Below are 13,582 nucleotides of genomic sequence, written 5' to 3'. Positions count from 1 at the left end.
GGGCCGTCCTCCGGAGGCGGGACGGCCGGGGCGCGCCGCGGGGCGGCCGCGCGGCGCGGAGCACGGACGGGAACCAGAGAACGGCGCGGCTCGCCACGCCGCGGTTCAGGCCGGCGCGGCCCAGGACCAGGCGGCTCAGGGCGGGCGGGCGCAGGCGGTTCGGGGACGCCGGGCCCATCCGGGCCAGGGACATGGTGACCAGCCCGAGGGTGCACACGACCGTCATCCCGGTCAGCACGGGACGCAGCCCGCCCGGACGCGCCGTTCGCGCGGAGTCCGCGGGGACGGCGCGGCGGAGCCGGGCGAACGCGTCGTACCGGTCGATCCGGGTGCCGATCGTGGCCAGCAGCGCGGGCACCACGAGCAGCGCCGCGGCGGCCGCCATGATCACGACGGTCATCGCGGCGCAGGCGAGCGACCGCAGCGACTGGAGCGGGACGAGCAGCAGCCCGCACAGGGCGGCGAGCACGGTGACGGCGGAGAACAGCACGGTACGGCCGGCGGTGCGCATCGCCAGGTCGACGGCGGCCGTGACGGTGGCGCCGCGGGCGAGTTCCTCGCGGAAGCGGGTGACGAGGAACAGGCCGTAGTCGATGGCGAGGCCGAACCCGATGGCGGTGGCGAGGTTCGGCGCGAGCACCGACACCGCCATGGCGTGCGTGAGCAGGCGCATCAGCGCGAGGGTGCCGATGACCGCGACGGCACCGACGATCGCGGGCACCATGGCCGCGTACGCCGACCCGAAGGCGGCCAGCAGGACGAGGACGACGAGCGGCACCACGATGAGCTCCGCCCGGCGCTGGTCGTGCTGCCCCTGTCGGATGAACTGCACGTTCCCCCAGGCCGGACCGGTGGCGGACAGCCGCCACGGGCGCGCGAGAGCGGCGGCGCGGGGCACGAGGCGCTCGGCGGTGCGGGTGGCGCGTGCGTCGCCGCCGGACAGGGTGACCGCCATGAGCGCGGACCGGCGGTCGGTGGACCGCAGGTCGGACGAGTGCGGGCTCCAGTACGAGCGGACGCCGGTCACGCCGGGCCGTCCGGCGATCCGCCCCGCGAGCCGGCGGCCCCGCTCGGCGACCCGCGCGTCGTCCACCGGGGCGTTCGGGGAGACCAGCAGGACGAGGTCCGGCGGCCGGGTGTGGAACCTCCGGGCGAGGAGCCGGTCGGCCCGCGCCGACTGCGTGCCGGCCGCGGTGTAGCCGCCGTTGGACAGGCGGCCGGACAGGCCGGAGGCGGCGATCCCGAGCAGCAGGGTCGCCGCGCCGGCCAGCCCGAGGACGGCCCGGCGGTGCTTGGCGCACCGGCGGCCGAAGCGGCCGAGCACCGGGCGCCTCCGCCCGCCCAGCACGGGCGGCAGCGCGGAGGGCGGCACGGGCCGCAGCGCGGGCAGGCGCACAGGGGCTCTCCCGGGGAACGGGTAGGCGGTGCCGCCCCGGCGCCCGGGGCGCGGGCGGCACCGCACGTGTGGTCGGTCAGCGGACGGTCATCGGATGTAGAGCCAGTTCGAGTCGTCGTAGCGCTCGCAGCGGAAGTCGCGGGCGCCGCCGCTGAAGACCAGCTCGGCTCCCTGGGCGTTGCAGATGAAGGAGCTGCGGTACTCGCCGACGAGGCGCCAGTAGCGCCACCCGTCGCCGCCGCCGAGGGGCCCGGGATCGTGGACGGTCCGGGACGGCGACGCCTCGGCCGCCGTCACGGGGACGGCGCCGAGGACCGCCGTCGCGGCCGCGGTCGCCAGGACGATTCTGCTCGCCATGCGCATGGGAACTCCCTTTGTCGTTCGTTCGGAATGCCAAGGGATGCGTCCGGCACCCTTGACGTGCACCTCACCCTGCCATAACTCTCCGTGTCAGGAGGTTGCGGTAAGTGATGAGTGGCGATGAAGTACCAGGTCAGACGGATGTTCTGAGGCCGTCGGCGCCATCGTCCGGGGTCCGTGAACCGCGGCGGCGCGCGATGGCGCGCAGCATTTCCCCGAACAGCGAGGGCCCCGTCGCCCGCCGCGGTTCGAGCGCCGGCGCGCCGCCCGCGCGCATGAGCTCGCGCAGGTTCTCGCTGAACTCCTGGCAGATCCAGTCCGCGCTCACCCGGTCGGGGGCCGGCAGCCGGTCGTGCCGGGCGAACCACCGGGCGGCCTCCCGTTCGGACTCGCTGCCCTGCGCGATGTCGAACCGCAGCTTCAGCAGCGAGCAGTAGCGGCCGGGGACGGCGGGCAGGTGCACGCGGAGCCGGTACAGGGCCACGTCGCGGCGGCTGGCCGCGCCGATCTCGTCGGCGGCCAGGTATTCGGCGTACAGGTCGCCGACCCGCCGCAGCTGGTCGATGAGCAGGTCCCGGCTGTGCTCGTCGCGCAGCCGGACGTACTCGCGCTGGAGGCGGCGCTCCGCCTCCGCGCGGTCGCCGTGCAGGCGCGCCTCGATCTGCCGCAGGTCGCGGGAGAGGAACCGCAGCGCGAGCAGGAAGCCGCCCGCCATGACGATCGCGGCGCACCAGGGCGCGGCCTCGGCCATCGACGCCGACCAGGACGGGGCGGGCGCCGCCGGTGGCGTCGCCGTCAGCAGCATGGCGGTCGTCCTCGTGGGCGTGGTGGTGACGGCGGACGGGCGGTGCCCGTCATGGCGGTGCCCGTCATGGCGGTGCCCGTCATGGCGCGAGCGGGTCCCACCACCAGGCGATGCCGGGGATCGGCAGCGGCTCGGTGGCGGGGTCGGAGGGCCGGTCGACCCAGCGCGGGGCCGCCATCGGGACGCCCGCGACCTCGGCGTCGTTGTAGCGGGGCGTCCGCAGCGCCCAGTCGATGTTGCCGCGGATGGCGTGGCCGAGGCAGTCCAGGTACCGGCGCAGGTCCTGGCTCGCGGTGCGCCGCACCTCGTCCCGCAGCCGCAGGAACCGGGCCATCACGCGGTCGCGCAGGCCGACCGCCCGCAGCATCGCCTCCTCCGCCGTGCCGCCCCCGTCGCGCATCAGGACGTTCACGAGGTTCTGGTCGGTGTGCCCCTCCACGGTCTCCTTGCGGTACGAGTGCAGGTCGTTGTCCCAGGCGGCGACGAGGATCGCCATCTCCGTCAGGGCCCGCACGGCGGGAGAGTCCATCTCGCGCGCCGGGACCTCGGCGGCCGTGGCGATCTCCAGCATCGCCAGCGTGGGCGGACCGCCCGAGCAGTGCAGGCGCATGGCGGTGTAGTCGGCGAGGCCGGGCATGTGCCCGCGCACCCGGTTGACGATCTGCCACGCCACGGCGAACAGCCAGGCCCGGTGCGCCTCGGTGAACCGCCGCACCTGCACCGGGCCGGCGCACTCCCGGAACGAGCGCCCGACGTCCTGGAGCGCGGCCACCAGCGGGTCCTCCGACATCCGCTCGTCGGGGACCTCCAGGGCCCGTTGCAGGGGCCCGGCCATGGCGAGGAACAGGTCCGGCCGCGCGCTGAGCGGCCCGGCGTCGCAGCGCGCGTCGTCGAAGGCGAACCCCCAGTACACCCAGTGCGCCGCCATCTGCACGTTGTGCTCGGGACCGAACGGCGCGAAGCGCGCGTAGAACTCGGCGCTGTTGGTGCCGAGCACCCGCCGGCGCTCGCGGTCGTCGCGGTACAGGCCGACGCGGTCGACCCAGGCCACCGCGCGCCGCTCGATCGCCTCGACCGCCGGATGGACGGCCGGCTCGACCGGGCAGTACACCGGCGGCAGTTCCGGAGTCGGCGCTGAGCTGGTCATACCGCTGTCCTCTCGCTCGCTTGGTAGTGGACGAGGCAGGTGATGGCGGGCCCGGTGATGGCGGGCCCGGTGGGGGCGGGGCCGCCCCCGGCGCGGCCCCGCCCCGCGGGCCGTCAGAAGAACCAGAGGCCGCCGTGCGTGCGCGGCCCGCCGAAGAAGCCGTCGATGATCTGCATCAGGCCGCCGCCGGACTCGTCGTCGCCTCCGCGGGCGCCGCCGTGCACGCCCCCGTGCCCGCCGGTGTCCCGGGGACCGGTGCCGCCTCCGGAGGAGGGGCCGTGCCCAGCGCCGGGACCCGGGCCCGGACCGGGGCCCGCGCTGGCCGCCGCCGCGGTGACGGCCAGCGCGCACGCCATCATGGCCAGTACGGTGAGGAACCGCTTGATCCTTTGCATGGGACTGGGAGTCCTTTCGCTCGCCTGGGGTTGCTCTTGGTCATTTCCCGTTACTCTGCGTAGTCAAACGAGGGCGGCCGAAATCACCGTCGGCGCGCCACCAGGCCCTCCGCGAGAGCGAGGAGGTCCTCGACCGCGGGCCGCGCGAGCGGCAGCTCGCGCAGCAGGGCCGTCGCGGTGCCGAGGCACCGCCGCGCCATCTCCTCGGCGGCGGTGCGCCCGCCCGCCCGCTCGATCAGGCCGGCCGCCGCCCGCAGGCCGCGCTCGTCCACCGCGCCGGTCATCACCGCGACGAGGGCGTCGCGGTCCGGGCCGGACAGCGCGACGAGCACCGGCGCGGTCTTCTTGCGGCGGCGGAGGTCGCTGAACACCGGCTTGCCGGTGGCGTCCGGATCGCCCCAGATGCCGAGGACGTCGTCCACGGCCTGGAACGCGAGGCCCAGCTCGCGCCCCGCCCGGGCCAGCCCGTCCGCCACGTCCCGCGGCGCGCCCGCGAGGACCGCACCGAGCGCGGCCGAACAGCCGAGCAGCGCACCGGTCTTGCCGGCCGCCATCGCGTGGTACTCGTCGAGGGTCACCGCGCCGGCGCCGGTCCAGGGCCGGTCCTCGAACGCCATGTCCGCGGCCTGGCCGACCACCACCTCCAGCAGCGCGCCCGCCAGCAGCGCGACCGCCTCGCCGCGCACCGCGGCCGGGACCCGTCCGAGCGACTCCAGCGCCAGGGCCAGCAGCGCGTCCCCCACGAGCACCGCCGGGCCGGTGCCGTAGGCCTTCCACAGCGACGGGCGGTGCCGGCGCCGCTCGTCGCCGTCCATGATGTCGTCGTGCACCAGCGTGAACGTGTGCACCAGCTCGACCGCGACGGCCCCCGGCAGCGCGGCCTCGGCCATCCCGCCGGCGGCCTCGGCGCCCAGCAGCGCCAGCGTCGGGCGCAGGCCCTTGCCGCGCCCCGCCGCGGGCTCGCCGCCGGCGTCGCGCTGGCCCGTCGCGAACCGCGCCATCTCCGCGAGCGGCGGCTCCAGCGCCGCCATGGCCGAGGCCATCGCCTGCCGGACGAGCTCGCCGCGGCGGCCCGCGGACCCCTCGACGGCTTCGGCCGTCACCTGCACGTTCGTCATCTCCACCCGGGTTTCGCGATCGACGGGCCGGACACCGGCCGCGGACGCCGTCGTCCGCACGAGGGAGGATGTCCCTGCGAATCGTCCGGCGCCACCCACTCGGGACGGTCCGCACACCTGCCGTGTACCCGCGGCACCACCGGAACGGTGGTGCCGCCGGGCCTCGCGCCGCTCCGGACGCCCGGACGGCGGCAGGTCACTGTCACCCCCGCGCCATCGACGCCGGAGCAAGAAACACCGAACTGGACGGTGACCCGCGGCTGACCAGGGCTCCGATGCCGGCGTCCGATAATGGAGCGCCCGATATCCCCGCACTCCGCCGTCGGCGCGAGGATCGGTCAACGGCCGCCGCACCGCGCCCCGCCCCGCGCCGCCACCGCGCCGGTCGAGCCCGCGCCGGTCGGGAACCGGTCAGCCGGTGCGCAGGCCCAGGTCGCGGAGCGCGGGCAGGTACCCGTCTCGTGCGGTGCCGTGCCAGGCCACGAAGCCGTCGGGACGCACCAGCACGGCACCGTCCAGGCCGGGAAGATCGTGGACCTGGAGGCCGAGGCCCGCCGGGGGCTCGCCGTGCCCGCCGGGCGGGGTGAACAGCGTCCAGCGCGAGGCGGCGCGGTCCAGGGTGGAGACGCGGCCGGTGCCGGGGGAGCCGAGCCAGCGGTGCGGGAACCTGTGGCCCGTCCGGATCGCGTCGTCCAGCACGTCGTGGTCGCCGTCGTGCGGCGGGTAGCCGTAGAACATCATGCCGCGCAGGTAGTCCGCGGCGATCTTCTCGTAGAGGTCGTCCGGGGCGCCGTCCAGTGCCTGGTAGCCGCGGTGCATACCGCGCGAGAGGGCCAGGGACGCCCGCGCCGCGGCCCGGCGCTCGGGCTCGTAGGTGTCCAGCAGCGCGGGGGCGAACGACCCGTCCAGCACGGCGGCGATCTTCCAGGCGAGGTTGTGGCCGTCCTGGATCCCGGTGTTCATGCCGAGCCCGCCCGCCGAGCTCTGCACGTGCGCGGCGTCGCCCGCGAGCAGCGCGCGCCCCTTCCGGAAGGCGGACGCCATGCCGGTGGCGGCCTCCCAGGCGTTGGCGGCCTCGATGTCGATCGGGACCGTGTCGTCGCCGATCGCGGCCCGCAGCAGCTCCAGGGTCCGCGCCTCGGTCAGCTCGGTGAGGCCCTCGGGCTTGCCGGGGTAGTCCATGATGTGCGACGACCACCGGTCGCGGCCGTCCTTGGAGATCAGCGTCGCGTACACCGCCTCGTTGCGCACGAAGCACATGTGCGTGCCCCACTCCTGCGTGAGGGGTCCGAGGCGGGCGCGGAAGAAGACGGTGTTCAGGCGGGCGATGACCTCGCGGTCGGGGACGGTGATCCCCAGCAGGCCGCGCACGTCGCTGTTCGCGCCGTCCGCGCCGACGAGGTAGGCCGCCCGGATCTGCTGCTCCCGGCCGGTGGCGGCGTCGACGACCCGCGCACGCACGTGGTCGTCCTCGCAGGCCAGGCCGACCAGCCGCGTGCCGAACCGGACCTGGCCTCCCAGGCGGCGCAACTCGTCCAGTGCCAGGCGCTGCACCTGGTCCTGCGTCAGGATGAGACGGGCGTCCACGGGGCTGCACGTCTCCAGCAGCCTGGTGTGGCGTTCCGGCAGCCCGGTCCGGTGGAGGGTGGCGCCGAGGCCGCTGTCCTTGAACACCGCCCGCATCGGCGGGCCGCCCAGCCGGCCGGCCTCTTGCACCGCCGCTCCCAGCCCGACCGCGCGGAGGATCTCCAGTGTCCGCAGGCTCGTGCCCGCCCGCGGCACCGGCGAGATCGCGTCCCGCTTCTCGATGACCATCGGTGCCGCGCCCCAGTGGGCCAGGAACATCCCCGTCGCCATGCCGACCGGTCCGCCGCCCACCACCAGCACCGGCACGTCCAGCGCGTCCATCGCCTACCTCCCTGCGGTCCTCCGGGTGATCGGCGTCCACCCTGCACGCTCAAGCCGACTTGAGCGCAAGATGGGTCCATGACGGACGAGCGCTACTCGATCAGTGAGGTCGCCCGCGGCTTCGGCCTGCCGGTGTCGACGCTGCGGTACTACGACGACCTGGGCGTGCTCCCGGCGGCCGGGCGCCGGGGGAACGTGCGCCAGTACGGCCGCGCCGAGCTGCGCCGGCTGGCGCTCGTCCAGCGCCTGCACCACCGCGGCATGGTCGGCCTCGCCGACACCGCCGCGCTGGTCGCCGACGGCCCCGCCGCGGACGCGCCCCCGGCCCGGGCGGTGCTGGCCGCCTCCATCGAGACGATCAAGAACCGCGTCGCGGACCTGCGGCACGCGCAGGAGCTCCTGGAGCACCTGCTGACCTGCCCGACGGCGGACCCGGTCCGCGAGTGCACCTACCTGCGGGCCGAGCTCGACGAGGCCGTCGAGCAGGCGCTCGCCGCCCTCCGCCGCTAGGACGGCCGGGGAGCGGCGGGTGGTCGATGCGCTCGGCGGCGTCCCGCGCCGCCGGTCCGGTCACCCGCTCGGCTCGTCGATCTGGCGGAGGAACCGGACCGCCGGCGGCGGGTCGAGCGGATCAGGACGCCGCGTGGCATGGCCGGCTCCTTTTCGAGGGGGCCGGGCGCGGGGGTCAGGTGCGGGGGTCCTTGTGGACGCGGCCGTCCTTCATGACGAACCGCACGTCCTCGGTGACGGTGATGTCCCGGGACGGGTCGCCGGGGACGGCGATGATGTCGGCGAGGAAGCCCTCGCGCAGCCGGCCGAGCTCGTGGTCCAGCTCGACCAGCTCGGCGGCGGTGGCCGTCGCCGCCCGCAGCGCCCGCATCGGCGTCATGCCGCGCGCCACCAGGGCGGCGAGCTCCTTGGCGTTGTCGCCGTGCGGGACGGCGGGCGCGTCGGTGCCGCAGGCGATCTTCACGCCGGCGGCGATGGCCTTGGGCAGCATCGCCCTCGCGCGGGGGAAGACCTCGGCCGCCTTCCTGCGCAGTTCGGGGGCGGCCCGCTCGATGTCCATCGCGTCCGTCAGGTACGTCGTCGACACGAGGAAGGTGCCGTGCTCGGCCATCATCGCGAGGGTCTCATCGCCGGCCAGGAAGCCGTGCTCGACGCAGTCGATGCCGGCCCGGACGCACGCCCGCACCGCCCGGTCGCCGACGGCGTGCGCCGCGACGCGGATCCCGGCGCGGTGCGCCTCGTCGGCGATGGCCGCCAGCTCCTCGTCGGAGTACTGCTGCGAGCCGGGGCCGGTGCTGTGCGACATCACCCCGCCCGAGGCCGACACCTTGATCACTTTGGCGCCGTGGCGGATCTGGTAGCGGACGCAGGCGCGGACCTCGCCCACCCCGTTGGCGATGCCCTCCGCGACGCTCAGCGGCATGATCCCCGGCGCCAGCCGCTGGAACACGGTCGGGTCGAGGTGCCCGCCGTACGGGGTGATCGCGTGGCCCGCCGGGATGACGCGCGGGCCGTCCACCCAGCCCTGGTCGATGGCGCGCTGCACGGCGACGTCCAGGAGGTAGCCGCCGGTCTTCACCATCAGGCCGAGGTTGCGGACCGTGGTGAACCCGGCCAGCAGCGTCGCGCGGGCGTTGACGGTCGCGCGGATCGAGCGGTAGGCCGGGTCGTCCTGGACGCCGTGCATGGGCAGCGGCAGGCCGGTGGGGGTCTCCGGCCCGCCGATCAGGAGGTTGAGCTCCATGTCCATCAGCCCGGGCAGCAGCGTCATGTCGCCCAGGTCGATCTCGGTCGCGCCCGCGGGGATCTCGGTGGGGTTCATCGCGGCGATGCGGTCGCCCTCCACGAGGATCAGCGCGGGCGACCTGACCCGTCCGGCGTCGATGTCCGCCCACCGCTCGGCCTTCAGCACGATCGGCGCCGGAGGCGTCCCGGGGGGTGTGGGGGGTCGTCCCCCCACGGGTGACACGATCGGTGCCGGAGGGGCCGTCACGGCACGGGCTCGATGACGCAGTCGAAGCTCGACGAGCCGCTGTCGGGGACGCGCGGCTGGCGCCACACCTCGACGGGGAAGGACACCTGGATCATCGAGTACAGCAGGTGCAGGAGGTTCAGCGCGTCCTCGGGCAGCGCGTCGAACGGGAGTTTCTCCAGATAGGACATGGCCTCCTCGGCGCGGGGCACGACCGCGTCGTAGAACGCCTGCATCTCCTCGGTGGTGCTGGCCAGCCGGGCGCCGTACCGCTCGTGCTCGGTGGCGAGGCACCACCGCTCGGCGAAGGGTTCGAGGTCGGCGAAGTTCTCGGGCAGCAGCGCGCTCACTTGCGGGCCCCCTCGTGGTCGTCGACCCAGTCACCCACGACCTTGTGGAGGTGGCGGCAGAGTATCTCCTGGTCGTTGAGGAGGAAGCGGTCGATGTACCGGGTCTCCAGCATCATCTGGGTGGCTTCGAGGGTGTTGGAGTCCTGGAGCGCGAACTCCTTGAACGTCACGGCCGCCATCTCCTGCGCGATGCGCTCGCGGATGGTGGTGGCCGGCAGGAAGTAGACGTTCCCCTCGAAGACGTGGGTGTTGTAGGACGTGGGCCAGTAGTGGTAGGTGAGGTACCAGCCCTGGCTCCAGATGAGGATCACGAAGTTCGGGAAGAGCTGGAAGGAGTCCAGCCCCCACGGGTCGCACTTCGCCGGGTTGACGCCGGACGGCATCTCGCCGAGGTCGATCGCGTCCCACGGGCCGAACAGCCCGCTGCGGGTCAGGACCTCCATGGGCTTGACCAGTTCGGTGTCCATCTCCCAGAAGCGGACGCCGGACGTGCTCACCATCCGGTGCGGCCCGTCGATCCCGTAGTGCGGCGCCTCGAACCCGGCCTGCTGGGCGGCCGAGGAGTACTTCTCCGGCGACTGCTTCGCGTGCAGGACGGGCGCGTGGTAGAACTCCGCGAACGCGTCCATGTACAGCTTCCAGTTGGCGTGGATCGTGGTTGTGTACCCGAAGTGCGCGGTCTGCTTGCCGAACGGGTAGCCCTCCAGGTCGGTCACCATCGGGCCGAGGAACTCGCGCAGCGACTGCTCGGGCTCGCGGGCGAAGTTGACGAAGACGAACCCGGCCCAGACGTCGCAGTGCACCGGCGCCAGGCCGTACCGGTCCTTGTCGACGTCGAAGAACTCGCCCTCCTGCTGGATGAAGGTGAGCGAGCCGTCGAGGTCGTAGCGCCAGCCGTGGTACTTGCAGGTGAACTGGCGGCAGAAGCCCGCGGTGTCCTGTTTGGGGTCGTCGGTCCAGACGAGCTTGTTGCCGCGGTGGCGGCAGATGTTGTGGAACGCGCGGACCTCCCCCTCCCGGTCGCGCAGGACGATGATCGACGCGTTGGCGGCGTCGATCGTCCGCGTGAAGTGGCTGCCCTTGCGCGGGAGCTGCTCGACCCTGCCGACGTTCAGCCAGGCGCGCTTGAAGATCGCCTCCTTCTCGCGCTCGTAGAACTCCGGGGTGATCGAGTCCTCGTAGGACACCGGTCCCGTGCCGAGGCCGGGATGGTGCTCGGTCCAGCTGCCCTCCGGCGGCTTGGGGAAGCGCGGCATGGTCCTCTCCTTCGGTGGTGCGGTCACTGGGTGGGCGTCCCCGCGGGGCCGGGGACGGCGTCGGCGTCGGCGTCCAGGTCGGGCCCGCCCGCGGGCCGCAGCCCCACGCTGTTGAGGACCATGGCTAGGCACACGTACCCGCCCACGACGAAGAGCAGTTCGAGGAGCCGGCGCTCGTCGAAGCGGCCGGCGAGGCGCCGCCAGACGGCGTCGTCGACGGTGTGCCCGTCCACGAGCTGGTCGGCGGCGCGCAGGAGGTCGCGGTCGCGCTCGGACCAGACGCCGGCGTCGGCGCCGCGGGGGACGGCGGCGATCTGCCCGGGGGACAGGCCTGCGGCCTCGGCCATGCCGACGTGCTGGGCCCACTGGTAGTGGCAGCGCGTCCGCCAGCCGACCCGCAGGATGAGCAGCTCGCGGTCGCGCGGGTCGAGGGTGCCGCCGTCGAGGAGCGTGCCGCTGAACGCCAGCCAGGGCGCGCCCACCCGGGGGTGCCGGGCGAGGAGGCCGAGGATCGGCGGCGGGGGCGCGCCGGCGTCGCCGGTGAGGTAGCGGTCGGCGCGGGCCAGGCCGCCGCGGAGCAGCTCGCGCTGCTCGTCGGTCCACTCGTCCGCGGCGAGGGGCTCCATCCTGGGCTCGGCGGCCGTCACAGGACCGCCCCGCCGTTGACGCCGAGGACCTGCCCGGTGATGTAGCCGGCCTCCTCGGAGGCGAGGAAGGCGGCCGCCGCGGCGATGTCGTCCGGCGTCCCGAGGCGGCCGAGCGGGATGGCGGCGGCCATGGTGTCGTTGGGCGGCAGGTTCCCCTCGGCCTGCGAGCGGTGCTGCATCGGGGTCTCGATCCCCGACGGCGGGATGCTGTTCGCCGTGACGCCCTGGGACGCGTAGGCGCGGGCCAGGGACTTGGTCAGCACGATCACCCCGCCCTTGGCGGCCGCGTAGTGCGCCATCTCGGGCGAGCCGCGCTGGGCGCTGGACGAGGCGATGGTGACGACGCGGCCCCAGCGCGCCGCGACCATGTCGGGCACGGCGAGCTGGCAGCAGGTGAAGGTGCCGGTGAGGTTGACGGCGATGAGGCGGTCCCACCGCTCGGGCGTGATCCGCTCGAACCGGTCGAAGGCGACGAGGCCGGCGCTGGTCACGAGGATCCCGACCGGGCCGAGCTCCGCGCGGACCTCGCCGAACGCGGCGCCGAGGCCGGGACGGTCGGTGACGTCGGCGGCGAGGCCGAGCGCCCGCGCCCCCGCCGCCCGCAGTTCCTTGGCGACCCGGTCGGCGCCGTCCCCGTCGATGTCGAGGACGGCGACGCTGTGCCCCCGCTCGGCCAGGCGCCGGCAGGTGGCCTCGCCGATGCCGGACGCCCCGCCCGTGACCACGGCCACCCGGGACCGATGTTCCCCGCTACGCGGCATCGCTGCATCCTCTTCCCGCTCGGGCCGCCGCCGCCCGCCCGGCGCCCGTTGCCCGGCGCCGTGTTGGTCAGGCGACTGAACTGTCGTTAGTCACATGACTAACACGCGGCGCCGGTGCGGGGCAAGGGCCGGGCGCGACAGACTGACGCCATACTGGGAAGGCACCTGGAGCCGGGAGAGGGAGGCGCGCATGCCGGCACGGCGGAGCCCCGTCGACGACTCGGCCACCCGCACCGCGCTGCTCGACGCCGCCGAGGCGCTCATGGTCGAGGAGGGCTACGCCGCCGTCACCACCCGCCGGCTCGGGGCGCGGGCGGGGCTGAACAACGCGCTGGTCTTCTACTACTTCGGGACGATGGACACCCTGTTCGTCGAGCTCTTCCGCCGGGGCGCGGAGCGGAGCCTGGAGCGGCTCAAGCGGGCGCTGCGGTCGCCGCAGCCCCTGTGGGCGCTCTGGGAGCTGACCCACGACTTCTCCAGCAACGCGCTCACCATGGAGTTCATCGCGCTGGCCAACCACCGCAAGGCCATCCGCGCCGAGATCGCCGCCTACTCGCGGACGTTCCGGACGCTCCAGCTCGAATCCCTGTCCGGCGTCCTCGAAGGCTACGGGGTCGACCCGCGGCGGTGGCCGCCCGCGTCGCTGATCCTCATGATGGCCGGCATCTCGCGGTTCATCCACATCGAGGAGGCGTTCGACCTCGACATCGGGCACGCCGAGACGGTGGCGGTCATCGAGCGCGAGATCCGCGCCCTCGAAGGCGACCGCCGCCCGGACGAGGATCCCGGCGACGAGTCCGGCGAGGGGCCGGCCGGGGGTTCCGCCGGGGACGGCACCGGCGTCAGGGCAGTTTGACCACCGACACGTACATCTCCAGGACCGGCCGGTAGAGGTCGACGTCGTCGAGCCGGCTGCCCAGCACGACGGAGTCGGTGGTGGCGATGAGCACGTGCGCGAACGTCGAGGCGGGGATCAGCAGCGTCGCGCCGATGCGGTCGATCCCCTCCTCGATGAACCCCGCGAGCGACTCGACGGCCTCCCGCCTCCTGGCCGCCACGCGCTCCCGGGCCTCGGGGTTGCGGAGCAGGTAGAGCGTGAACTCGTGGCCCAGCGCGGCGCGCTCGGCGCCGCGGTCGCGCGTGAGCCGGCGCCACCGCTGGGCGATCTCGTCCAGCTCGCGGGAGCCGAGTTCGGCGACCGACGCCACCACTTCGGCGAAAGTGTCGAAATAGCGGCGCCAGTGCCTTTCGTGCACGGCCAGGAAAAGCTCTTCCTTGGTGCCGAAGTGCTTGTAGATGGCGCCTTTGGTGAAGCCCGCGGCATAGGCGATGTCGTCGAGGGTCGCCTGCGTGAAGCCTTTCTCGGCGAACACCTCCTCCGCGGCGTCGAGGAGCAGCGAACGGGTGTGGTCGCGGCGCCGTTCCCTCGTCCAACGCTCCACCATGACGGCGATTATG

The 13,582-nt window shown here is 74.2% G+C and carries 15 protein-coding genes; 2 read left to right on the top strand and 13 right to left on the bottom strand.

Annotated elements, in window-relative coordinates; genetic code table 11:
* The 7 genes from E1300_RS24110 to E1300_RS24080 all read right to left on the bottom strand — a co-directional run.
* The coding region (locus tag E1300_RS24110; protein ID WP_165502965.1) for an MMPL family transporter at nucleotides 1-1,396 on the bottom strand (1,396 nt) is incomplete at its 3' end.
* Between the two features lie 87 nt (nucleotides 1,397-1,483).
* Entirely contained in the window at nucleotides 1,484-1,753 is a 270-nt protein-coding gene (locus tag E1300_RS24105; protein WP_131759334.1) for a hypothetical protein, read from the bottom strand.
* 136 nt (nucleotides 1,754-1,889) lie between these two features.
* Complete coding sequence (locus E1300_RS24100; protein WP_131759333.1) at nucleotides 1,890-2,561, bottom strand: hypothetical protein; 672 nt, start codon at nucleotides 2,559-2,561, stop codon at nucleotides 1,890-1,892.
* A 79-nt stretch (nucleotides 2,562-2,640) separates the two neighbouring features.
* Entirely contained in the window at nucleotides 2,641-3,708 is a 1,068-nt protein-coding gene (locus tag E1300_RS24095) for a terpene synthase family protein (protein WP_131759332.1), read from the bottom strand.
* A gap of 113 nt (nucleotides 3,709-3,821) precedes the next feature.
* Nucleotides 3,822-4,103 (bottom strand): hypothetical protein, encoded by a 282-nt coding sequence (locus E1300_RS24090; RefSeq protein ID WP_131759331.1) that lies wholly within the window; start codon nucleotides 4,101-4,103, stop codon nucleotides 3,822-3,824.
* A gap of 83 nt (nucleotides 4,104-4,186) precedes the next feature.
* Nucleotides 4,187-5,221, bottom strand: a complete 1,035-nt coding sequence (locus tag E1300_RS24085; RefSeq protein WP_131759330.1) for a polyprenyl synthetase family protein — start codon at nucleotides 5,219-5,221, stop codon at nucleotides 4,187-4,189.
* Nucleotides 5,222-5,632: 411 nt separating this feature from the next.
* Nucleotides 5,633-7,129, bottom strand: coding sequence for an FAD-dependent monooxygenase (locus E1300_RS24080; RefSeq protein ID WP_131759329.1), 1,497 nt, complete (start codon nucleotides 7,127-7,129; stop codon nucleotides 5,633-5,635).
* A gap of 78 nt (nucleotides 7,130-7,207) precedes the next feature.
* Here E1300_RS24080 and E1300_RS24075 point away from each other — a divergent pair, with 78 nt between their 5' ends.
* Nucleotides 7,208-7,639 (top strand): MerR family transcriptional regulator, encoded by a 432-nt coding sequence (locus E1300_RS24075; protein WP_131759328.1) that lies wholly within the window; start codon nucleotides 7,208-7,210, stop codon nucleotides 7,637-7,639.
* A gap of 175 nt (nucleotides 7,640-7,814) precedes the next feature.
* Here the strand turns inward: E1300_RS24075 and E1300_RS24070 are convergent, their stop codons facing one another.
* The 5 genes from E1300_RS24070 to E1300_RS24050 are packed head-to-tail and all read right to left on the bottom strand — an operon-like array spanning nucleotide 7,815 to nucleotide 12,124.
* A complete protein-coding gene (locus E1300_RS24070; protein WP_131759327.1) occupies nucleotides 7,815-9,098 on the bottom strand; it encodes a metal-dependent hydrolase family protein in 1,284 nt (427 codons plus the stop codon).
* Nucleotides 9,099-9,127: 29 nt separating this feature from the next.
* Complete coding sequence (locus E1300_RS24065) at nucleotides 9,128-9,460, bottom strand: hypothetical protein (protein WP_131759326.1); 333 nt, start codon at nucleotides 9,458-9,460, stop codon at nucleotides 9,128-9,130.
* Nucleotides 9,457-10,716: an aromatic ring-hydroxylating oxygenase subunit alpha gene (locus tag E1300_RS24060; protein WP_131759325.1), complete on the bottom strand. Its 1,260-nt coding sequence runs from the start codon at nucleotides 10,714-10,716 to the stop codon at nucleotides 9,457-9,459. The genes E1300_RS24065 and E1300_RS24060 overlap by 4 nt, the downstream gene beginning before the upstream one ends.
* Before the next feature lie 23 nt (nucleotides 10,717-10,739).
* Nucleotides 10,740-11,342 (bottom strand): carboxymuconolactone decarboxylase family protein, encoded by a 603-nt coding sequence (locus tag E1300_RS24055; RefSeq protein WP_131759324.1) that lies wholly within the window; start codon nucleotides 11,340-11,342, stop codon nucleotides 10,740-10,742.
* A gap of 17 nt (nucleotides 11,343-11,359) precedes the next feature.
* Nucleotides 11,360-12,124: an SDR family NAD(P)-dependent oxidoreductase gene (locus E1300_RS24050; protein WP_131759323.1), complete on the bottom strand. Its 765-nt coding sequence runs from the start codon at nucleotides 12,122-12,124 to the stop codon at nucleotides 11,360-11,362.
* A 190-nt stretch (nucleotides 12,125-12,314) separates the two neighbouring features.
* Between E1300_RS24050 and E1300_RS24045 the strand changes: the two genes are divergently transcribed.
* Nucleotides 12,315-12,980, top strand: a complete 666-nt coding sequence (locus E1300_RS24045; protein WP_131759322.1) for a TetR/AcrR family transcriptional regulator — start codon at nucleotides 12,315-12,317, stop codon at nucleotides 12,978-12,980.
* Here the strand turns inward: E1300_RS24045 and E1300_RS24040 are convergent.
* On the bottom strand, nucleotides 12,967-13,569 hold the full coding sequence (locus E1300_RS24040; RefSeq protein WP_131759321.1) for a TetR/AcrR family transcriptional regulator: 603 nt from the start codon (nucleotides 13,567-13,569) through the stop codon (nucleotides 12,967-12,969). The genes E1300_RS24045 and E1300_RS24040 overlap by 14 nt on opposite strands.
* Nucleotides 13,570-13,582 lie beyond the last annotated feature (13 nt).

It is taken from the genome of Actinomadura fibrosa (assembly GCF_900659615.1).
Taxonomy (GTDB): domain Bacteria; phylum Actinomycetota; class Actinomycetes; order Streptosporangiales; family Streptosporangiaceae; genus Spirillospora; species Spirillospora fibrosa.
This window is presented reverse-complemented; position numbering and strand designations above follow the sequence as displayed.

Excerpts from the sequence above, each read along its gene's own strand:
- E1300_RS24100 (WP_131759333.1), bottom strand. The coding sequence starts at position 2,561 with ATGCTGCTGACGGCGACGCCACCGGCGGCGCCCGCCCCGTCCTGGTCG.
- E1300_RS24095 (WP_131759332.1), bottom strand. The coding sequence starts at position 3,708 with ATGACCAGCTCAGCGCCGACTCCGGAACTGCCGCCGGTGTACTGCCCG.
- E1300_RS24055 (WP_131759324.1), bottom strand. The coding sequence starts at position 11,342 with ATGGAGCCCCTCGCCGCGGACGAGTGGACCGACGAGCAGCGCGAGCTG.
- E1300_RS24075 (WP_131759328.1), top strand. The coding sequence starts at position 7,208 with ATGACGGACGAGCGCTACTCGATCAGTGAGGTCGCCCGCGGCTTCGGC.
- E1300_RS24060 (WP_131759325.1), bottom strand. The coding sequence starts at position 10,716 with ATGCCGCGCTTCCCCAAGCCGCCGGAGGGCAGCTGGACCGAGCACCAT.
- E1300_RS24085 (WP_131759330.1), bottom strand. The coding sequence starts at position 5,221 with ATGACGAACGTGCAGGTGACGGCCGAAGCCGTCGAGGGGTCCGCGGGC.
- E1300_RS24040 (WP_131759321.1), bottom strand. The coding sequence starts at position 13,569 with ATGGTGGAGCGTTGGACGAGGGAACGGCGCCGCGACCACACCCGTTCG.
- E1300_RS24090 (WP_131759331.1), bottom strand. The coding sequence starts at position 4,103 with ATGCAAAGGATCAAGCGGTTCCTCACCGTACTGGCCATGATGGCGTGC.
- E1300_RS24080 (WP_131759329.1), bottom strand. The coding sequence starts at position 7,129 with ATGGACGCGCTGGACGTGCCGGTGCTGGTGGTGGGCGGCGGACCGGTC.
- E1300_RS24045 (WP_131759322.1), top strand. The coding sequence starts at position 12,315 with ATGCCGGCACGGCGGAGCCCCGTCGACGACTCGGCCACCCGCACCGCG.
- E1300_RS24050 (WP_131759323.1), bottom strand. The coding sequence starts at position 12,124 with ATGCCGCGTAGCGGGGAACATCGGTCCCGGGTGGCCGTGGTCACGGGC.
- E1300_RS24105 (WP_131759334.1), bottom strand. The coding sequence starts at position 1,753 with ATGGCGAGCAGAATCGTCCTGGCGACCGCGGCCGCGACGGCGGTCCTC.